Origin of the sequence: Fibrobacter sp. UWOV1, from assembly GCF_900142495.1 — a bacterium.
Taxonomy (GTDB): Bacteria; Fibrobacterota; Fibrobacteria; order Fibrobacterales; family Fibrobacteraceae; genus Fibrobacter.
In genome coordinates this window covers 111,401-133,226 of record NZ_FRBA01000002.1, presented here as the reverse complement: position 1 = coordinate 133,226, position 21,826 = coordinate 111,401, and the positions used below count along the sequence as shown (strand labels likewise).

15 protein-coding genes are annotated in these 21,826 nt (G+C 52.1%); 8 read left to right on the top strand and 7 right to left on the bottom strand.

The window, feature by feature from the left end:
• The 6 genes from BUC02_RS04345 to BUC02_RS04320 all read right to left on the bottom strand — a co-directional run bounded on the left by BUC02_RS04345 (window position 1) and on the right by BUC02_RS04320 (window position 12,292).
• Window positions 1-3,042, bottom strand: a complete 3,042-nt coding sequence (locus BUC02_RS04345; RefSeq protein ID WP_073319201.1) for a carbohydrate binding domain-containing protein — start codon at window positions 3,040-3,042, stop codon at window positions 1-3.
• A 74-nt stretch (window positions 3,043-3,116) separates the two neighbouring features.
• On the bottom strand, window positions 3,117-5,195 hold the full coding sequence (locus BUC02_RS04340; protein WP_073319199.1) for a carbohydrate-binding protein: 2,079 nt from the start codon (window positions 5,193-5,195) through the stop codon (window positions 3,117-3,119).
• Between the two features lie 133 nt (window positions 5,196-5,328).
• Entirely contained in the window at window positions 5,329-7,560 is a 2,232-nt protein-coding gene (locus BUC02_RS04335) for a carbohydrate-binding protein (RefSeq protein ID WP_073319196.1), read from the bottom strand.
• A 125-nt stretch (window positions 7,561-7,685) separates the two neighbouring features.
• Window positions 7,686-9,914 (bottom strand): carbohydrate-binding protein, encoded by a 2,229-nt coding sequence (locus tag BUC02_RS04330; protein ID WP_254794093.1) that lies wholly within the window; start codon window positions 9,912-9,914, stop codon window positions 7,686-7,688.
• A gap of 192 nt (window positions 9,915-10,106) precedes the next feature.
• Window positions 10,107-11,432 (bottom strand): peptidase associated/transthyretin-like domain-containing protein, encoded by a 1,326-nt coding sequence (locus BUC02_RS04325; protein WP_073319193.1) that lies wholly within the window; start codon window positions 11,430-11,432, stop codon window positions 10,107-10,109.
• Window positions 11,429-12,292, bottom strand: a complete 864-nt coding sequence (locus BUC02_RS04320; RefSeq protein WP_073319190.1) for a DUF4423 domain-containing protein — start codon at window positions 12,290-12,292, stop codon at window positions 11,429-11,431. Before BUC02_RS04320 ends, BUC02_RS04325 begins: the two co-directional genes overlap by 4 nt.
• A gap of 237 nt (window positions 12,293-12,529) precedes the next feature.
• On the opposite strand from BUC02_RS04320, the gene BUC02_RS04310 reads away from it, so the two are divergent.
• The 8 genes from BUC02_RS04310 to BUC02_RS04280 all read left to right on the top strand — a co-directional run bounded on the left by BUC02_RS04310 (window position 12,530) and on the right by BUC02_RS04280 (window position 20,902).
• Entirely contained in the window at window positions 12,530-12,922 is a 393-nt protein-coding gene (locus tag BUC02_RS04310) for a Fur family transcriptional regulator (RefSeq protein WP_073319184.1), read from the top strand.
• Entirely contained in the window at window positions 12,915-13,181 is a 267-nt protein-coding gene (locus BUC02_RS15840; protein ID WP_139261016.1) for a hypothetical protein, read from the top strand. Before BUC02_RS04310 ends, BUC02_RS15840 begins: the two co-directional genes overlap by 8 nt.
• An 80-nt stretch (window positions 13,182-13,261) precedes the next feature.
• Window positions 13,262-14,353, top strand: coding sequence for a metal ABC transporter substrate-binding protein (locus BUC02_RS04305; RefSeq protein WP_073319799.1), 1,092 nt, complete (start codon window positions 13,262-13,264; stop codon window positions 14,351-14,353).
• Window positions 14,354-14,366: 13 nt separating this feature from the next.
• A complete protein-coding gene (locus BUC02_RS04300; protein ID WP_073319181.1) occupies window positions 14,367-15,023 on the top strand; it encodes a metal ABC transporter ATP-binding protein in 657 nt (218 codons plus the stop codon).
• A gap of 50 nt (window positions 15,024-15,073) precedes the next feature.
• Window positions 15,074-15,925, top strand: a complete 852-nt coding sequence (locus BUC02_RS04295; protein WP_073319178.1) for a metal ABC transporter permease — start codon at window positions 15,074-15,076, stop codon at window positions 15,923-15,925.
• Window positions 15,918-16,349 carry a hypothetical protein gene (locus BUC02_RS04290; protein ID WP_073319175.1) on the top strand — a complete coding sequence of 144 codons (432 nt, stop codon included), beginning with the start codon at window positions 15,918-15,920 and terminating at the stop codon, window positions 16,347-16,349. The genes BUC02_RS04295 and BUC02_RS04290 overlap by 8 nt, the downstream gene beginning before the upstream one ends.
• A gap of 68 nt (window positions 16,350-16,417) precedes the next feature.
• Window positions 16,418-20,077, top strand: a complete 3,660-nt coding sequence (gene metH / locus BUC02_RS04285; RefSeq protein WP_254794092.1) for a methionine synthase — start codon at window positions 16,418-16,420, stop codon at window positions 20,075-20,077.
• A gap of 45 nt (window positions 20,078-20,122) precedes the next feature.
• Window positions 20,123-20,902, top strand: coding sequence for a DUF975 family protein (locus BUC02_RS04280; protein ID WP_073319172.1), 780 nt, complete (start codon window positions 20,123-20,125; stop codon window positions 20,900-20,902).
• Window positions 20,903-20,911: 9 nt separating this feature from the next.
• Here BUC02_RS04280 and BUC02_RS04275 read toward each other — a convergent pair whose 3' ends face one another.
• Window positions 20,912-21,817: a flavodoxin gene (locus BUC02_RS04275; RefSeq protein ID WP_073319169.1), complete on the bottom strand. Its 906-nt coding sequence runs from the start codon at window positions 21,815-21,817 to the stop codon at window positions 20,912-20,914.
• Between the last annotated feature and the right edge of the window lie 9 nt (window positions 21,818-21,826).

Genomic DNA, 21,826 nt, shown 5'->3' with positions numbered 1-21,826 from the left:
CTACTTCTCCTTTGCTTCGTAATAGAAATAATCTGTAACTTCACCCATGTAAATTACGATAGCTTCGTCGTATTCACCGGCATCTTCTAAGCGCTTAGAGAACAATATTGGTTTTCCTTTATCTTTGGTCATTGTCTGGAAAACGCATTGGCCATTTTCATCTCCATTGCGAAAAACATCAAATTCCACAACGGGGTCTTTGGTTCGTTTGTTTCCATCTTTGTCTTTTACCCATAACTTGACATGCGCTTGGTTTAAATTTTTCGTTTTTTTATTTCTATCTATAGTCGCCTTCCAAACTCTAGCATAAGAAGAACTGATAAGATACTTTCTGTGTTGTATTCCCATTATTGCACTAATTAAAGGAATGGCGGGTTTGAGCGCTACCACACTGCCATCTTCATCCAATACACCAAATGTTGCATTCTTTGATGGCATTGCGTTTGCATAAGGCCCCAAAGCGATTGCGTTGTCTTCACGCTCCATGTCTAATATGTCGTATTGTGGAGCGAAATTGTTCTTTACGCCAGCTTTCAATAGGTTTGACTTTTGATCAAGATTGATTCCCGCGTCGTAATTCATGTATTCATTTTCTCCGGCAGGGTTATTTTCGTTTGCGAGTTTGGGGTCGCCGATGTAGATGTTTGTTCCTGCGTAGTTTTTCGAGAAAGATGAATTTGTTGCGCTATAGCCGGCGACGACTTCTTCCGCACACTCTCCTGTGCATGTTGCCGTTGTATTCTTCCAGAAAATGCTGTTGCCTATAGAGCCTTTAGCCTTGCCAGATATCGCTCCATTTTTTGTCGTGGCGACATTTGCGAAGAATGTCGCATTCCAAATATTCAGGATTGCGCCATCATTGTTGATTGCACCGCCATTGTCCGCAGCATGGTTGTCATAGAAAATTGCATTACCGATGTAAGTGTTGCCACCTAAAAGATTTACGGCTCCACCGTTAAGAGCAGTCGTATTGCTCAAATAGATTACATTAAGCATACTGATTTCACCTTGAGCAGAAATTGCACCGCCATTTCCTTTCGATGTATTCTGTGTAAAGTGAACTGTTTCGAGATACAAGGAATCACTTGTTGCCAAGGCTCCGCCGTTTTTGTTTGATTCAGACTTTGCGATAACGATGTTTTTCAAAAGCAGTTTCTGGTTGTCGGAATGGATTGTTCCACCGTTTTCGGCATTAAATCCATTTTCAAGGCGAAGACCGACAATGCTGCGTGGAGAACGGCCTTCGATTTCCACATGAGTGTTTCCGCCCATATTCAAAAGCGGGAGCTCTTTTTCAGAATTCAAATCCCAAATGTCACCCTTGTATCCGACCAGTTCGAAACCGACTTTCCAAGGAACTACTCCGTCTGTAAAGTTGTCGGCCACATTCCAAACGCCACCCGCCATGTTGATTTCGCGGCCTGTCGCCTTGGCTGTTTCGACAACGGTCGCAAAGTCGCCAACGGCAGTCGCTGCGGTAGTTCCGTCGCACCCCTGCTTGCACTGGGTTTGCGGATTCCAGAAGATACGGTAGTTTGCACTCTTGGTAAAGTTGAATACATAACTGCTACTGAACGCTTCGGCGGGGAAGCCCGAAATCATGTTCCTGGTAAGCGAGATGTTTGCGGTTACATTAGAAGACGGAAGTTCGACCGTTGCCGATGTTTCGCCGTTCACCTTGAATTGGGCGTTATCCGCATAGACAAACATTTCGATGGCAGATGCGGAAAACGGCAGTTGAGAAACATAGCGGAATACTCCAGGTTCAAAGAACGGTCCGAAATGTTCCTCACTGTGGGAGATTTCGGTCGCTCGGGGTTCCTGTGAAACGGTCGATTGCGGTTCTATCTGGAATTTGTTGGCATACACGGCACCGACAAGGTGCGAACGCGACGGAATGCGTACAAATGCAGACGGTGCGACGAATTTTCCAAAATACAAGCCGTCCGTTCCCATATCAACATTCTCACCAGCAACATTCCACAAGATTTCACTGGGGTTTCCGCCCGTAATGGAGAACGTGTTTCGGTCGCCGAAGCGGACATTTCCCAAGACATTTATTGTAATTGGGCCGGAAGTCAAGTCAAACGCAAACTCGGCGTCAGGTTCCGTAAAGATATTCTGGAAAGTATAAGAACCCGATGACAAATGGACCTTAGACCTTGCATTGGCGTAGAACGCTCCGTAATTACTCGGCGATACCGTAACGTTCTGGTCAAGTCCAACAGAAATTGGAGTTATCCCCGCAACGATGTTCGGAATGCCGACAACAGGTTTTGAAAGAGCAGCTTCACTCTTTGTCTTGGCGACAACTCCGTTTTGTTCCTCGCATTGGCTAGTATAACGCAAATCACCGCTGATGTTCGCACGTTCACGCAAGAAACAATGACTCGAAGCATCGACATTACCGTAAATCTTGGAATCCACCCCAAGTTCAAGATTTTGACCGAATACATCGCCCAAGGACATGGAATTATCACGGAAATCGACCATGTCGGCAACGACAACGTATCCCCAATCACCTGCCAATGTTGCATAAGAATTGCTTCCGCCTATGTTTTGGTTCGAGCCGCAGTCAAGGCAATTCAGACTGACATCAGAAAGATAAACCGTCCCGGAATTTTTACCAAGATTGAATTCAAATCGGGCGTTGCTGACATTGCCCGACTGCATCGTGAAAGTCTTTGTTACGGTTCGTCCGTTTACGGTCGCCGCAACTTCACCGAATTCGGCGAAAGCATCATAAGGGAAACCATCGCGCCCGATTCGGACTTCTACATAGCGGCGAGCACTAACACCCTGTAGGTAAAACTTGACTTCGTATGTCTTACCAGCCTGTAATTCGATATTGCTACGAGTCAGTTGAACATGCCAGTAATCAGAGCCGCCATCGGCAACAGAAACAAAGCCTTCATTAAAGGAAGCATAAGCACCTTCATAATTAGCAAGATTCCATTCAGAATACGGAAAGTCAAGGGCAAATGCTCTATTCAAGCAAAACAGACAAAGCAGGGCGAAAACGCTGGAATACAGTTGTTTCAAATTTTCCTCTTATTTTAAAACGACAAGCTCACTTCATTTTGAGAGCTTGTCGTTACCTTAGTGTTAAACGAAACTTATTTAGTCACCTGAATGAGCTTGGTACGACCATTCATAGACTTAGCCAGGTAGGCGCCACCGCGCTTCACGAGGTTAGCTGCATTGGCACGGAGTTCCGGCATGCTCGATGCCTTAACCATACCGAGGTAGCTTCCGTTGATATCGAAAATGCGGTAGTTTTCGGCTTCGGTCGGCAGGCGGAAATTAGCACCGCGCAAACCAATCGTCTTATCGTCCGGATCGGCAGCATCCTTGCCCTTTGCAAAGTTGAAGTAGTCGATATCGAACCAGGAACCCGTCACCGTCATGCGGAGAATATGTTCACCCGCCGGGAGAGTCACGTTGGCCTTGACCTTCGTAAATTCATCAAAACTTGTGCCCGAAAGAGCGACATTTTCAACAAGCGTTTCGCCATCCAAGGAGAGCGAGAAACCGGACGTCGAATTGCTCGTAGCGACAGAAGCAAACATCGTGTAGTCGCCCGCTTCCTTCACGTTCACGGAGTATTCGAGCCATTCGCCTTCTTCGTTATAGCCGACCACATAGCCAGTAGCCTTCTTGTAAATGTCAACGCCCGTACCTTCGCGGTAGTTCGTTTCGCCACGGTCTTCGGAATCGTTTTCGCTATAAGACTTGTTGCCCTTGCCCGTACCCGGAACGTCAAAGTTTTCGGCTTCGATTTTGCCCGGGATTTCAGCGACCTTGCCACCAAACGGTTCGCGAGGTACAGGATCTGCCGGAGTGCCACTGCCCACGAGTGTCACAATGCAGTCCTTGTTGCTTGAATTGCCGGCATCCATGGTAATCGTCACGGAGCCATTCTTGACTTCGACTTCGCCTTCGTACTTTGCATTTTTCGCTTCGCTAGTGGTGTACACATGGAAAGTTTCCACATCGGCACCCTTCACATTGACGGTCACAGTCTTGCTATTCTTGTAGTCGCGGTTCACGAGCACCACGATAACGCTATCGCCATCTTTGCTCTTGTATGCACTTGCAAAGACTTCCTTTTCGGGGTTTGCCGTAGCGCCCACGCGCACGGCACCCGGGCGGACAAAGCGCGCAAACTGGCTCATCACGTAACCGCGCTTAGAAATCTTGCCGATTTCGTTCTGCGGAATCTGGAGCTTGTTGCCAAAATCCTTTTCCATAATCAAGCCGTAGCAGCGACGGATGTACCACCAGGTGTACTGATTGAAATTGCCTACGACCATGGCGCGGTGGATTTCGTAAGCTACGTCCATGGCGTTCACGGTATCGCGCTTGTTGGCGTTCGCCTGGTCACCCGTATTCGTAATCGTGCGCCAGTAGTTACCGCTTCCCTGGCTTTCGGTATAGTGTTCCGTCATCCAGCGTTCGACTTTTTTCTGGTCAGCAAGGCTGTACTGGAAGAAGTTGTCCCCAGTCCTTCGGTCACTCGCGTAAAAATGCGCGCCGAGAATGTCCCAGTTCTTGAGGGCATTGGCATCGTTCAAGACCTTATTGTAGAGGTTCTTGTCATAACGGAAGGATTCCGTCGAAATCACCTTCGCGCCGTTTTTGCGCATCTTATCGGCGTAGCCCTTGGTGAAGTTGTAGATTTCGTCTGCACTCCAGCAGGCCCATTCACCGCACCAGTCCGGTTCGTTACTGATGGAGATAGCGTACAGGGGAACGCCCTGATTCTTCATGTAATCGTTGAAGTTATTCAGGTGGTCCACGTACTTCTGGTAATTCGAAGAAGCCATGTGCTGGTTTGCGCCTGCATACGGAGAAGTCCACGGAGTCGCGTAAAGGATAAAGTCATCGCCGGCGTACTTTTTGGCATACTTTGCGGCCTGAACTTCCTTGTTGAAGTCATTGGAATTGGCGTAAACCGGAATACGGAGCGTGTTGAGGCCGATTGTGCCATCGCCCGTACCAAAAGCAATCTTCGCATCGGCTTCGGAAAGGCCTCCACCGCCCTGCCACTGGTTATGCACCATGCCGCCAAACCCGCGAATCACCTGGTGTTCTTCGGTCACGTCAACATTGACGGTTGCCGCCGTTGCCGCGCTCCATAGGCCAACCACTCCAAAGGCAAGGCCCACACTCTTTGCAATTTTTTGGATTGTCATCTTATACTCCTTTTTAACACAACTCCCGATATTAAAATACATTCTCGTAATTTCAAAATCAAGCGTTTTTTCCCGGAAGGAAGGGCACCCCCATTCGGGGGTGTCCTCCTGGTTGGATGTGTTTATGGGAAACTTATTTGGTGGTGCGCACCTTGGCAATCTTGCCGGTGGCACGGTTACGAATCAGGCTAATTCCCTGAGCCTTTTCGCTACCCTTAACGGAACCACTCTGCCAGAGTTTGGTAGCTGCGGCCATATTGCGAGCCGTAAAGCTTGCCACCTTCTTGCCATTCAAATTGAACACGTCGAACGTTGCCACCTTGGCCGCATTCAGCTTCACATTGCCAGCAAGACCCGTCGTCGTTTCCGGAGCGTCCTTGCCTGCAACGAAGTTGATGTAGTCAATATCGAACCAGTCGCCCGTTACCGTCATGCGCAGAATATGTTCGCCAGCCTTCAGAGACACATTGGCCTTCACGCTTTCAAAGTCATCCCAGCTGGAACCAGAGACTGCGACGTCGGCAATTTTGTTGTCATCGATAGACAGCGAGAATCCAGCGGTAGAATTGTCCGTTGCGACAGAAGCGTACATGGTGTAATCGCCATCTTCCTTCACATTCACGGTGTATTCGAGCCATTCGCCGGCCTGGTTGTAACCCACGACATAACCCGTAGCCTTCTTGTAGATATCGACGCCGGTGCCTTCGCGGTAGCTCTTGCCACCGTTGCTTTCGGCACCGTGGTCTTCGGAATCGTTTTCGCTGTAAGACTTGATTTCGCTACCGCGGCCAGAGCCCGGAATGTCGAAGTCTTCCATTTCAATCTTGCCCGGAATATCCCAAGCCTTGCCGCCAAAGGGTTTCTGCGGTTCCGGCGGCGTCGTGCCGCTGCCTTCGAAGCCCCAAGCCTTCACGTACATGGTCGAATCCTGATTGCCCTTGAACACGAGGAACAGCTGGTTCACAATGCCCTTAAGGCCAGAAACTTCGCACTTGTTTTCGGCATAAGTGTTCTTGCTGCCGGTATTCTTCAAGGTACAAGTGCCTGCGAGCGTTCCCGATGCAGAACCCGTGCGAATTTCAATCTTGTTGCCGTCGGCAGCACTCGAAGCCTCGACCGTAAAGCCCGTTGCCGCAGTACCGAAATCCACGCCAGAAACGCGAATCCAGGATTCCTTGCTCGAAAGCGGAATCAGCACATGTTCAGCCCTCTTGCCCACGACAAAGTTGGAGCGGCTGCGAATGCCCTTCTGCTTGGAGCTCGTGAGAGCCGGATACCAGTCGTACGGATCGAAGTTTTCAATCTGCTTCGGGCCTTCGTCCGTCACCTTCACCGTCTGAATCGTACCGTCAGCATTGTAGAACATTTCGTCTACAGAAACGCTGCGGTGGTAACCTTCGTTCGGCTTCGGCTTGCCGTCATCGGCCGGAATAATTTCAAGTCCGTTATGGCCCTTGGCAATACGGCGGTCATGATAGACAACGTAAGAATGGCCCTTGAATTCGGCAATACCATGGTGGTTGTTGTTGCCGTTAATGCTACGACCATTCATGCTCGGGTCGCCGAGAATGGTACCCTTCCAGGTGTACGGGCCCATCACGTTGTTGGACATGCCGTAGTCAATGGTAGGCGCACCCTGCTGCCAGCCTGTACTGTAAGAGAAGTAGTAAGTACCCTTGTGCTTATGGATGTAAGAGGCTTCAAGCATCTTGCGGGTCGGCAAGTTGTTCACCTTCACGTGAGAACCGTTACCCACCGGAGCATTCTTCGCATCGTTCAGCTTGACGATATCGAAGTTGTCGGTGTTCGGACGGCTGTTGCTTTCGCCGCCGCCCCACGTCACGTAGGTCGTGCCGTCATCATCGATAAAGATACCCGGGTCAAAGCACCACGAAACGCCATCGCAGCCGATGATGCCGCGACCGCCGACAAGCTTGTCCTTGCCGTTACCCACGGCGTTCGTCCACGGGCCTTCAATTGCAGGAGCCTTGATATAGCCGATACCGCCGCCACCGCCATCGGGGAACACGATGTAGAACGTACCGTTATGCACGGCAATGCCAGAAGCCCAAATGTCGTTAATGCCGCTCACCTTACGGGCATCGTAAATAATGCCGAAGTCGGTCCAGTTCTGCATATCCCTACTGCGGAATGCATAAAGGGCGTAAATCTTGTAACCGTTAGAATTGTACGGAGCCGGGTCATCGGAGTCCGTGATGATATAGAAGTACTCATCGTCAGCGGCAGCACCCGGGTCTGCCAGGTAATGGTAAGTAGAAATCGGGTTGTCGGCAAGGCCGAAAGCAGCCAAGCCCATGACCAAACACGCGGCCTTCTTCAGGCCTTTAACATTCCAAACATCCATAAAGGACTCCTCTGAAGGTAAAACACCACACCTTCCATCCTTAAAATTATCTTCAAAAGCACAAAAAAAGTGCCCCGGAGGACACTTTTCTTTGACTTTTTGTCAATGGTTTTATTTATAAAACTTTACTTCGTAGTGCGAATTTTGGTCACCATGCCGCTGGTACGGTTGCGGATCAGGTTCACGCCACGGGCCTTTTCAGAACCCTTCACGGAACCGTCGCGCCACATCTGGGAAGCTTCGATCATGTTGCGGGCCTTAAAGCTTGCAATCTTCTTGCCGCTCAGGTCAAACACGTCGTAAGTCGAGACAGAGGACACATTCAGCTTGGCATCCTGATGGATACCCGTGGTCACATCACCAATCGAGAACCAGTCCACATTCACGTTGTCGCTGAGAATTTCCAAGCGGACAATGTGTTCACCCTTGGTCAGGGTTGCCGTGCCAGCATCGAATTCTTCGTAAACGCTCCAGTCTTCGCCAGTCTGCGGGACCTTCACGGTATCGCCCACGACCTTGCCATCGACAAGCAGGCAGAAGCTAGCGCCGTTTTCCATACCGGTAGAAGCCGATGCCTTCAAGGCGTATTCGCCATCTTCTGGAACCACGATCGAGTATTCCAGCCATTCACCAGCAGCGGTGTAACCGATAGCCTTGCCGGTACCACCGAGCACGATATCGACTCCCAAGTCGGTACGGAATTCGGCATCGCCCTGGTTTTCGGAATCAGCATCGTAGTAGGAATCAACATCGCCACCGCGACCCGTACCCGGAACGTCATAGTTTTCAGCTTCTATCTTTGCCGGAAGTGTCACAGCAGTGCCGCCATAAGGTGTCTGCGGAGTCGGCGGAGTAGAACCGCTCCCTTCGAAGCCCCAAGCCTTGATAGCCATAGTCGAATCCTGCGAGCCCTTGAACACGAGGAACAAGCTTTCCACGATGCCCTTCAGGCCTTCCACTTCGCACTTGGTTTCAGCAAAGGTGGACTTGTTGCCGGTATTCTTGAGGGTACAAGTACCAGCCAAGGTACCGCTTGCAGAACCGGTATGGATTTCAATCTTGTTGCCGTCGGTAGTGCTTGCAGCCTGCACGGTAAAGCCAGTGGCTGCCGTACCGAAGTCAACGCCACTCACGCGGATCCAGGATTCCTTCGTAGAAAGCGGGAGGAGGAGATGTTCAGCCACCTTGCCCAAGCTCCAGTTGGAACGGCTACGGATGCCCTTCTGCTTTGAACTCGTGAGTGCCGGATACCAGTCGTACGGATCAAAGTTTTCAATCTGCTTCGGACCTTCCTTCGTGAAGGTCAGTTCCTTCATGGTGCCATCGCCATTGTAATAGAATTCATCGACGCTTACGCTGCGGTGGTATGCGGGCGCCGGATTCGCCTTGCCGTCGTCGGCAGGAATCTTTTCCAGGCCATCGTAACCGTTCGCGATACGGCGGTCATGGTAGGCAACGTACCAGTGGCCCTTGAATTCGGCAATGCCATGATGGTTGTTGTTGTTCGCGTTAATGTTCTGGCCACCAATGTTCGGGTTCCCCATGAAGATTCCCTTGTATTCGTAGGGGCCCATCGGGTTCTTGGACATGCCGTAGGCAATACGCAAGTCAGCCGTACTGTAAGACAGGTAATAGTTGCCCTTGTACTTATGGATGTAAGAAGCTTCCATCGCCTTCGGGCCGCCAATCTTCAGGTGAGTCTTGGTACTCACGTCAAAGCCCTTCATGTCCTTGTTGAGCTTGTAGATGTTAAAAATGTCGTTATTGTTGTTGTTCGCCGGGCGGCTATCGCTGCTACCGCCACCGAACGTGAAGTAGCCCGTACCGTCGTCATCAAAGAAGATTGCCGGGTCAAAGCACCAGCCGATGCCGTCGCAGTCCGAAATACCGCCACCCCAGTTGTTGATGAGCTTCTTGTTGCCCGAAACGGGGTTCGTCCAGGGGCCGGCAATGCTGTCGGCGCCGATGAGGCCAATGCCGCCACCACCGCCATCGGGGAACACGATGTAAAGCCTGTGATCGTTGGGGTTCACCGCAATGCCGGATGCCCAGATATCGCCGATACCGTCCACCTTGCGGGCATCGTAAATGATACCGAAGTCGGTCCAGTTTTTCATGTCCTTGGTGCGGAAACCGTAGAGGGCTTTGATGTTGTAGCCGTTGGCATTGTACGCAGCCGGGTCGTCGGAGTCGGTGATGACGTAGAAATAGGTGTCATCGGCGGCAGCGCCCGGGTCGGCGAGGTAGTGATAACTTGAAATCGGGTTGTCGGCCAAGCCAAACGCGGCAAGTCCGGCAACTAAGCACGTAGCCTTTTTCAGGCTTTTCAATTCCCATACATTTCTGTAATCCATGAGGACTCCTTCGAAGGCAAAAAACACAACCAAACCTTCTTAATCCAAAAATTACCCTAAAAAAGCACAAAAAAACCGCCCCGAAAGCCTATTTCCATTGACACATTGTCCATAAGCATAAAGCAGAAATGGCGGGCTGAAGCCCGCCATAATGCTCGTCATTGCACCAAGTGCAACATTTTTAGATGAAAACTATTCCAGCAGTTCCTTGACGCCGTAGATCGTCACGTCGTCGATCCACATCTCATAGGGGGTGCCTTCGGTCACGCCACCGCCGAAGAAGTTCAGGTTCGTCACATGTTTCTTGACTTCGTCCCAACCGATGTTGCCTCCGATATGGTGTTCGTCGGGTTCAATCAAGTCCTTCGGAGTCACCACGAAACGCTGCCAGGCCGTATCAAGTTCCAAGTGCACCCAAGCCTTACCGTTTTCGTAGCCGGTACTATCGAGAGCGATAGAATCGAGAAGCACATCGAACGAGACGCTGATCCACTGGGAAGAATCACTGAGGCCTGCACGAGCCCAGAATACCACGGAGTCGAGCTCGCTCATATCCGTCATTTCGTTCAAGGCACGTCCCATCAAGGCCCAGTTGGCGTTGGAATCGTTCTGGTACACGAAGTGGGCAACCATGCCTTTACGGCCAGCCACGTTCTTTTCGGCATCCAGTTGTGCCTCGGCATACTTGGACCTAGAAATATACCAGCCATAAGTGCTGTCTTCAAAGTCGGCAAAAAGCACAACCGGGTAGACATCTTCCTTGACCGTCGTATCGGAAGCGGGCACCTGCTTCTGACCAATCGTCACGTTCTTCGAGGTCTTGCCGGACTCCACCTTCGTATTGCTGGAGCCGACCGTCATCAGGTTGCTGATCGCCGACGGCTTGCCGTCCATATCGAGAGTCTTGTAAGTACGGAACGTGAATCCGACCAGGGTAAGCAATCCCTTCGGCAGGCTCTTAAATTCAAACTTGCCCTCTTCGTCCGTTTCAACAAAGTAATCAAGTCCCTTGACGCCCACCGTCACGGACGATTCGTTTTCAGGCAAGTACACCTGGCCCGAAACAGCGCCAGTCGGTTCAAGCTTGATCGACACAGAATCACGGGACACATCGGTCACCACCACGCGCACAAACGCCTTGGTAGTATCCTGACGTGCTTCCACATTATAAGTACCAGGTTTGAGTCTCTTGAGGTTCAACCGGCCCTGCTCGTCGGTTTCAAGATTCAAGATGCCCAAAGTAGAATCGGATACGACCACCGGGGATTCCCCCTTTTTGTGGTCCTTGACAACATCCATATTATTCGCACCCGCCAAGAAGTCGACCGGGCGCACCAAGACCTTGGTACGGGCAGCAGGCGAACCATCGCTCTGCTTCACAGCGAGCACCACGGCAACCGAGTTCTCTGTCTCAAGCGACGTTCCCGCACTCGGATCAATGCCGTTGCTACTGGAACACGCCGCAATGAGCGCTCCCACTGCAGCTGCAAAACCTATATGCCACACCCATTTCTTCATTTGGACTCCCTTTTGTCGCCCTCCACAGAATCAACGGTACGGACACCGCCCTTACGCGCAATCGGATAAAACGCCATAGAAAGCTGCATTACCCGGTCGGAGTTTTTGGCACTGTCCACCCTCTTCTGGACCAGACGCCTAAATTCCCTAAGCATATCACCCAAGTCATCGAAGCAGGACTGGTCTACGGACAATGTAAGAGTAGAAATATTTCTTTCGTCAACAGGAATATTGTCCAGTGCATCACTAGCCAAAGAGAGCACTTCTTTCTGGAAATGACGAACAGCCTGCTTCTTTTCGGGGCCACCCACGGTCAAATGGGCGTCCGTAACAGCCAACTTGCCCGAAGCCATCTTCTTGACCAAGCCGACTTCCAGCAAGGTATCGATCGCTTCCTGGGCCTGGGCCTCGGTAATCGGGGGGCACAGGTCCCTAGAAATCTGCTTGACGTTAACCACGCCACCGTTCAGTTCGAGGTAGGCACGCACGGCCGGAATCCACCAGTTCTGAAGCAGCTTGAGTTCGGCTGCCTGCAGGCTGTGGCGGTCCACATCCCGAAGATCGAGGGCTTTTGCCATCAGCTCTTCGCGCTTGGCCTTGTCCTTGGTTACTGCTGCGGAGAACAGCAAGTCAAAGTATTCGGCCTCACGACCGGACAGATCAAGGATTTCTTTCGCGGCAGGGAGTGCATGAGCCGGCAAGTGCTGCTTTTTCTGCAACACGCGATAAAGGTAGCTGGAATCCAATCCCAGCTTGTCCCCCATCATACGGTACGAGTAGAAAGGCATTTCGGCTTTCCTACGGTCGTAGTACTCCTTCAAGAAGTCGCGATAATCCGATATGTCAGAAAACGTAACCATAATTATTTACCCGTATATTTACAATAATAAAATAGACTTTGCAGGTAAAGAAACATATACCGAGGGTGAAATTCGCATGGACGTTTTATCCAAGTGCATTGTGACACGGGTCACAAAAAGGCCAAAATGGGGCAAATTCCCCAAAAAAAAGGAATTTAGGCTTTTGCCAACTCACAAATTGCAAATCATTCGCAATTTTACTATATTTGCGAATCGTTCGCAATTTCGGCGTTGAAAATGGAATACAAAACTCAGACCCGACAGATGATCATGGATTACATGGCTGAAAATCCCGACCGGATTTTCAAGGCCTCCGAGTTGGCCCAGAGTCTGTCCGAGGTTTCGCTGAGTACCATTTACAGGAACCTTTCCAGGCTCGAAAAAGCAGGAATGATCCAGATTGTCGGAGCTGCCGAAAACAACGAGTTGCAATACCGCTACACGGGCCCAGGCCGTTGCGAAGAAAAGATGCACCTCGTATGCAAGGAATGCGGCAAGTTTTTCCACCTGGAAGGCCCCGCCCTCAAGGTTCTGCAGCTTTCGGTACAGCGCAGCGGATTCGAGCTGGACCAACAACAGTCCGTGCTGCTCGGGCGCTGTTCCGGCTGTTCGCGGAGGCGCCATGGTTAACGCCCTGTTAAACAAGCTGCTCATAGCGTTTGCATCGCTCTACGTCGCGAGGCACTTGGAGCACCATTGCCACGGCGAGCACTGCCACGTGTGCCACCACATCCACCGTTGTCTGGAACTGATTTCGGTTTGCATGGAACTGGTGGTAGCGCCGTTCGAACTTGCGTTACGGTTTTTCTATTTCAAATTAGTTTGCTTTAAGGCGGCGGTTTCGCCGTCGACAACTCTTGTTTCACAGAAAGTCCTGCTGCTGAATTGATGGCTACCCTCGGCACGACAAGTGCCACGAACAATAAAGCATCAACTCAAATTTTGGCCCGATTGGGCAAAGGACTTATTATGAAGAAATTTGCAGCATTTGCAATGTTTGTTTTGGCGACGGCGCTGATGTTTGTCGCTTGCAGCGCGGAATCGAACGAAAAAGCACCCGCACAAAAGAAAGTTTCTATTGTCGCGACCATCTATCCGCAGTACGATTGGCTGAAGAACGTCCTCGGAGACCGTCTGGACGCAGTAAACCTGAAACTGCTTATCAAGAACGGCACCGACTTGCACAGCTACAAGCCCTCGGCACAGGATATCGCAGCGATTGCAAGCGCCGACATGGTGGTGTTCGTAGGTGGTGAATCCGACGAATGGATCGAGAAAGCGCTGAAAGCAACGCCGAAGGAAGGCCGCGTGCAAGTGAACCTGCTTGCGGCCTTGGGCGACCGAGTCAAGGAAGAAGAAGTCGTGGAAGGCATGCAGGAAGAGACGAAAGACGAAAAGCCTGCCCTGAGCTTGCCGAAGGGACGAGAGACGAAAGAAATCGCAGAAGAGAACCACGAACATCACGAGCACGAAGCCCATGCCGAAAAACACGAAGACGGGCATCATCACCACGAAGAAGCTGAAAACGACGAACACATTTGGCTCTCGCTGAAGAACGCAGAACTGCTGGTGATGAACCTTGCCGACGCCCTCTCGAAAGTAGACACGGCGCACGCTACGGAATACCACATGAATGCGGGCCTTTACATCGCAAAGATCAGCGCCCTGGACGCCCAATACCGTGCAGCAACAGACAGTGCCCATTTCAAGACCATTTTGTTTGGCGACCGTTTTCCGTTTCGTTATCTGGTGGATGATTACGGCATTAAGTATTTTGCCGCGTTTGTTGGCTGTTCCGCCGAAAGTGAGGCAAGTTTCGAGACGGTAGCCTTCTTGGCGGGCAAGATGGATTCACTCGCGCTCCCCGCGATTTTCACGATTGACGGAAGCAACGGGAAGATTGCCCGCGCGATTCTTGACGCCAGCAAAAAGTCAAAGGAAACGCCTGTGCTGACGCTGAATTCGATGCAGTCGGTGACGGATGCGCAGATGCAATCTGGCGTAGACTATCTGAGCATGATGCAATCAAATTTGGAAGTTTTGAAGAAAGCAATTAAATAATGTGGAATGTGTGATGAGTAATGCGAAGACCCTTATTAAGTGTCGCCAGTTGACTCTCGGATACGGGAGCAAGGACCTAGTACGCGATTTGGACTACGACATAAACGCAGGTGACTACCTGTGCATCGTGGGGCGCAACGGTTCCGGAAAGACGACTTTCTTGAGGGGTATCGCGGGGCTACTCAAGCCGAAATCGGGAGTCATCGAGCTCTGCGACGGCCTCTCCCGAAATCAAATCGGCTACCTGCCGCAAATGACGATCGTGCAGAAAGATTTTCCGGCCTCCGTCGAAGAAATCGTGCTGTCGGCATTCCAAGGAAAGCACCGCTTGTTGCCATTCTACAGAAAGGCGCACCGGGATCGCGCCATGGAATGCATGGCGCTAACCCGTACCGAAAGCCTCGCAAAATCTTGCTTCCGCGAGCTTTCGGGGGGCCAAAAGCAGCGCGTGCTTTTAGCGAGGGCCCTGTGCGCCGCCGAACGCCTGCTGCTTCTCGACGAACCGGTGACAGGCCTCGATCCAGAATCTACAGAAACTATGTACCGCATCATCGAAGAGCTGCATCAGAAGGGAATGACCGTCGTCATGGTCACTCACGATGTAGACACTGCCCTCGACGATGCCACCCGCGTGCTGGATTTCAATACCATTTCAACCAAGGAAAAATAAACCCTCTACCGTCTACTTCCTACTGTCTACTTCCTACCGTCTACTAAACTATGCCCGAGCTTATCGAAAAACTTTCGTTCTATCTAGATTTCCCTTTCGTTCGCTATGCGATTATCGTGGGCGTTCTCGTTTCGCTCTGTTCGTCGCTCCTGGGCGTGACCTTGGTGCTCAAGCGTTACTCCTACATCGGTGACGGCCTTTCGCATGTCGCCTTCGGCGCGCTCTCTATTGCAGCGGTACTCAAGATTACGAACAACATGCTACTCATCTTGCCGGTGACGGTCGCGGTGGCAGTACTCTTGTTGTGTACAGGGAAAAATGCCCGCATCAAGGGAGATGCCGCCATCGCCATGGTCTCGGTCGGAGCCCTTGCCATCGGTTATCTATTGATGAACGTTTTCTCGACTTCGGCGAATATTTCAGGTGACGTTTGCACGACGCTTTTCGGTTCCACCTCTATTCTGACACTTCGGGTAGAAGAAGTCTACCTGTGCGTCGCACTCTCGATTGCAGTCCTCGCGGTCTTTATTCTTTTCTACCACAAGATTTTTGCCATCACTTTCGACGAGAATTTTGCGCAGGCGACCGGCGTCAACACGACGATTTTCAATTTGCTGATCGCTGTCATCGTGGCCGTCATCATCGTTCTTGCCATGAACCTGGTAGGCGCCCTCTTGGTGTCGGCCCTGGTGGTGTTCCCGTCGCTTTCGGCCATGCGTATTTTCAAGAGTTTCTTCGCGGTAACGGTTGCATCAGCCATCATCTCGGTCGTGTGCTCGCTTATCGGAATCGTCGTCGCAATCCTTGCAGGCACTCCCGTAGGTTCCACCATCGTGGCGGCAGATATTGTGGCTTTCGGCCTCTTCTATTCCATCAGCCTGATTCAGGGCAGAGGTGTTTAAATTGTTCAAAGTAGTTCTTGCCGTTCTGCTTGCCTTTGCGGCCTTGTTTGCAAAGGAACCCGGCGGTAAAGAGAAATACGACATTGACATTTCCCGTATGAGCGGGACCATGGTCTACGGACAAGTTTACCAAATGGTTATGTACCCGAGCAAGTATCTCGGAAAGCATATCAAGATGAAGGGAATCTTTTCGAGCTATTACGACGAGGAAATGGAACGGCGTTTTTACGGTTGCGTCATTCAAGACGCTCTCGCCTGTTGTTCGCAAGGGCTCGCCTTCGAACTTGCAAAACCGCGCGAATTTCCCAAGGAATACCCCGCCGAAGGGGACGTGATTACGATTACAGGCGACTTCGATTTTGAAAGCGATGAAGGCGGTGGCGGATTCCCTATTATTCGCAATGCTGAAATGCAGACTAAATAAAAACTTTTCTATATTTATGCATAAAATTAAATAAATGCATAACAAATACAAGTATGGTGGTTCGTGCCATGGAAAAGAAAATGACTTTACGCGAAGCTTTTGAAAGCAAGATGATGCTGCTGGATGGCGGCATGGGTTCTGTCATTCAGACTTACGGAATCAAGGGTGCGAACAACGACATGCTCTCCATCGAGAAGCCGGAAATCATTCTCGATATCCAGCGCCGCTACGTGGATGCGGGCGTGGACTGCTTGACGACGAATACGTTCTCGAGCCAGCGCGTGAGCCAGCACGAATACCACCAGGAACACCGCATTGCCGAAATGAACCGCGCCGCCGTGAAGATTGCGAAGCAGGCCGCGGCAGAGGCTATGGAAAAGTACGGCCGCCAGGTGTACATCCTGGGTGACGTGGGCCCCACCAGCAAGATGCTCTCCATGAGCGAAGACGTGAACGACCCCGCAAGCCGTAGCATTACTTTTGACGAACTGGAAGACGCCTACCTGGAACAGATTCAAGTGCTGGTGGATGAAGGCGTCGATGCCATCCTGATTGAAACGATTTTTGACACGCTGAACGCGAAGGCCGCCGCAAGCGCTTTCACTAAAGTGATGGAAAAACGCGACGCCGATGCAGCCGCTGCAAGAAATACAGCCGACCTCAAACCCGTAGAAGTCATGTTCTCCATGACGGTGAGCGACGCCTCGGGCCGTACACTTTCGGGCCAGACGGTGGAAGCATTCGCCGTGAGCGTGATGCACATGCATCCGCTTTCGATTGGCCTGAACTGCGGTCTCGGTGCCGACGGTATGGTGCCGTACCTGCGCCGCATGGGCAAGGTCGCGCCCTGCTACATTAGCTGTCACCCGAATGCGGGGCTCCCGAACCAATTCGGCGGTTACGACGACACACCCGAAGACATGGTGCGACTCATGGGCGTATACCTAGACGACAAGCTCGTGAACATGATTGGCGGCTGCTGCGGAACCACACCGGAACACATCGCCGCCATGCGCAAGATGCTCGATGCGCTACCCGCCGATTACGAACGCCGCAAGCCAGCACCCAAGTATGCGACGAGCCCGCTACTCCGCCTCGCCGGTCTCGAGCCGCTGTTCAAGGAACAGGTGCGCCCGAGCAACGGTGCCGACAGCTGCAACGCCGAAGACTTTGTGAAGGTGGGCGAACGTTGCAACGTGGCGGGCTCCAAGAAGTTCCTCCGCCTCATCAACGAAAAAAATTACGAAGAAGCGCTCGACATTGCACGCAAACAGGTCGAAGACGGCGCCGACGTGATCGACGTGAACATGGACGACGGTCTCTTGGATGCTACCGCCGAAATGCAGACCTTCTTGAACTTGCTTGCATCGGACCCGGCCATCAGCCGCGTGCCGATTATGGTGGACTCTTCCCGTTTCGAAGTCATCGAGGCTGGCCTCAAGTGCGCCCAGGGCAAGTGCATCGTGAATTCCATCTCCCTCAAGATGGGCGAACAGGCATTTATCGATCACGCGCGCACCATCAAGCGCCTTGGCGGTGCGGTCATCGTGATGCTCTTCGACGAAGAAGGCCAGGCCACCAACTATGAGCGCCGCGTACAGATCGCCGCCCGCGCGTACGACATCATGGTCAAAAAGCTCGGCTTCGACCCCTCCGACATCATTTACGACCCGAATGTTTTGACAGTCGCTACGGGCATGGCAGAACACAACGCTTACGCCATCGACTTTATCCGCGCCGTCCGCTGGATTATGGACAACCTTCCTGGCGTGCGTATTTCGGGCGGTCTTTCGAACCTTTCGTTCGCTTTCCGCGGCAACAACTACCTGCGCGAAGCGATGCATACCACCTTCTTGCATTACGCGATTCCGAACGGCATGGGCATGGCCATCATGAACCCGAGCGCGATTATCGAATACAAGACGATTCCGCTGGAACTCCGCATGGCCATTACCGAAGTCATCTACAACACGGAACCGGATGCGAGCGAAGCGCTCATCGAAATTGCAAGCCGCATGACCGCAGCCGCCGCTGCCGCCAAGGAAGCGGGCACCAAATACGACCCGAAGGCGATTTTCGCCATGAGCACAGGCGCAAGCTCTTCTGACGACAACGCCAGCGCTGCCGCCGAAGCAAAGCCTACCACACCCGAAGAACGCCTGCAAGAAGCATTGCTCAAGGGAACTTCCACGACGCTTCAGCCCGACTTGATGGAACTTATCAACCGCGGCGATAGCCCGGTGGGAATCATCTCTGGCCCGCTCATGGACGGCATGAACGAAGTCGGCCGTCGCTTCGGCGAAGGCAAGATGTTCTTGCCGCAGGTGGTGAAGACTGCACGCACCATGAAGAAGGCCGTGGAAATTTTGCAGCCCTACATCGAGGCGGGCAAGGACGCCAATGCATCGAGCCGCGGCAAGATCGTAATCGCCACCGTCAAAGGCGACGTGCACGATATCGGCAAGAACATCGTCTCCGTGATCATGGCCTGTAACGGCTACGAAATGGTGGACCTCGGCGTGATGGTTCCCGAAGATGTCATCGTGAAGGCGGTCATCGAAAACAAGGCCGACATCTTGAGCCTTTCCGGGCTGATTACGCCCTCCCTTGAAGAAATGTGCACTGTGGCGAAGGCCATGCAAGATGCAGGCCAACGCATCCCGATTATCGTCGGCGGCGCAACGACCTCGCCCACGCACACTGCCGTAAAGATCGCACCGTGCTACGACGGTCCCGTATTCCACGTACGCGATGCCGCAAGTAACCCGGGCCTCGCCCAGAAACTTTTGGATCCGGCTACTAGCGAACAGACCATCCGCGAAAACCGCGAAGAACAGCAGCGCATTCGCGACAAGCAGAACGGCATCCAGACCGAAGCCGCAAGCGCCATGGCTGCAGCAGAGAAGACGCCCCTCGAACGCCGCTACCTTTGCGACTGGAGCAAGTACCAGCCCGTGGAACCGCCGTTCATGGGCGAAAGCAAGCTCCCGCCGATTCCGCTCGAAAAAGTCATCCCGCTTATCAGCTGGGAATACTTCTTCTTCACCTGGAAAATCAAGCCGGACCAGGAAGAAGCAAAGAAACTCAAGGCCGACGCAGAAGAACTTATCAAGAGTCTCACAAAGCCCGAGTATGCGCTGCGTGCCGTGCAGGCGTTCTACCCTGCAGCCGGTACGGAAAATTCCATCAAGTTCAACACGGGCCGTACCGGCACCGACTCCGACCTTGTCGAAGTCGCCACGGCACGCCAGCAGAACCCGGAAGGCACCTGCCTCGCCCTCTGCGACTACGTGGCGCCCGCCAATGCGAACACCGCAAGCGTCTTCGCCGCTCCCGCCGGTAAGGATGTTTTCCGCGACATCGTGGGCGCCTTCGCCGTCACCGTGAGCGACGCCTTCGTGAAGCGCCTCGAAAAGCTCAAGGCCGAACAGGGCGGCTGCGACTACGACGTTCTTTTGATGCAGACTGTCGCCGACCGCCTCGCCGAAGCCGGCGCCGAATACTTGAGCCAGGAACTCGCGCGCACCAACGGCTGGAAAGGCATCCGCCCAGCCGTCGGCTACCCCGTGCTCCCGAACATCAAGGAAATCTTCAACGTCGCAAAACTCATCGATTTCGGCAGTGTCGGAATATCGCTCACCGAGAACGGCGCCATGTACCCGCAGGCCTCCGTGAGCGGCCTCTACATCAGCCACCCCGAAATCGATTATTTCCACGTGAAGGTGTAATTTTTATATATTCCCTTTAAGTTCATACAACTTAAAGGGATTTATATGGAAAGCAAAGAAGATATTCAGGCCGAAGAAAACAACACTGAAGTTTTCGAAGGCCGCGAAGAAGCAATGGCGGCATCCGCTGCAGATATCAGGGCCTACGCCCGCGAAGCCTTGCACGGCAAATGGGGTTACGGCATCATCGTCTGGCTTCTGTTGATGCTACTCGACACACTTTTCTCCCTACCAGAATATATCGCAGACGAAGGAAGTTCTTTCGGCGACATTTGGGGCATTATTTCAACAACCTTTAGTTGGTGCATGTGGTTTGGTCTCATGGCGTGTTTCCTCGACGTCGCCCGAAAAACACACCTATCCTATAAACGACTTTTCACGGCATTCCGTAACGTCGAATTCTTTTTCAAGTTTGTCATTACGGAGATATTACAGACAATATTCCTTATCTGCTGGTACCTTCTCCTCATCATCCCCGGCATCATCAAGTACTATTCTTACGCCATGACCGAATTCATTCTCATGGACCACCCGGAATACGGCCCCCTGCAAGCAATCACCGAAAGCCGAAAGATGATGTACGGCCACCGCATGCAACTTTTCATTCTCGGTCTTTCTTTCATCGGCTGGTTCTTACTTTGTATTATCACGCTCGGCATAGCCTCCTTATGGGTAGTACCATACTACAGCACGGCTAGAGCCAAATTCTACTTAGATATCAAAAAAGAGTACGAAAAGAAACTCGCCGCTGCCCCCATCCAAGAAGCAGAGACGATTCCTACCGAACCCGTTGAAGAAGAAAAAGAATTTGAAGTCGAAGAATAAAGTTTATAATTACTTTTCTACAACGATCAATTCAGCCGCACCGCGCCCCGGGAGCGGCTTAAATATTTTCACGTTTGTCTGAGTTGCCGGGCCACCGAAGGCCTTCATTTCGCAAACGAACAAATAATTCGTTCCGGCCACCACCTGCGTCGAAACAGAAAGCGGCTTGAGGCTCAGGTAAGCGTAATCCTTGGTCGCCTCGGCAAACACGGCGGAATCTTCCGCGGTAAGCGGGCGCTGTTCCGAGTAGCCGCCCAGGAGCATTTCGTCAGTCTTACCCGTTTCAAGATCCGCAAAGAACCCCTCGACTTCCTTCGCCGCAACTTCGGCTCCATTTTCCGCCGTAATTCGCTTGTTCGAAATCCCAAAAGCGAGAGTCACGTTCGCATTCGGTTCGAGTGTCTTGAGTTCTTCGGCAGAAGCCTTACGGCCACCGCTACCATACGTGCAGAACGGCACCACCACCTTGCCGCTCAACTCGTTCGAATCGAGGAAGGTGTAAATCGGCGGAGCGAAACTCCCGAACATAATCGGGTAGCCAAGGTAAACCGTATCGTACTTGGCAATATCCACCTTCGCGTTTTCAAGAGCAGGCCACTGCTTGCTTTCACGTTCGGCACCAACCGCGGCAACAGTGCTGTCGTAAGTCGAGGGGTACGGTTTCACAAGCTTGAGTTCCACCGCATCGGCATTCTTTGCCTTCGTGAAAATTTCGGCAAGTTTTTTTGTCGCGCCAGTCTGCGAAAAATACACCACCACGGACTTCGAGGGCGCACTCGCCGCGACTTCGGCGGATTTCGCAGCTTTAGCCGCTTCAAGAGAATCTTTCTTTGCATCCTGCTCGTTGCAGGCGGTAAACACCATCGAAGCCGCCAATACAGACATAGCAGCGGTCCACTTCATCTTGTTAAACATAGGTTTCTC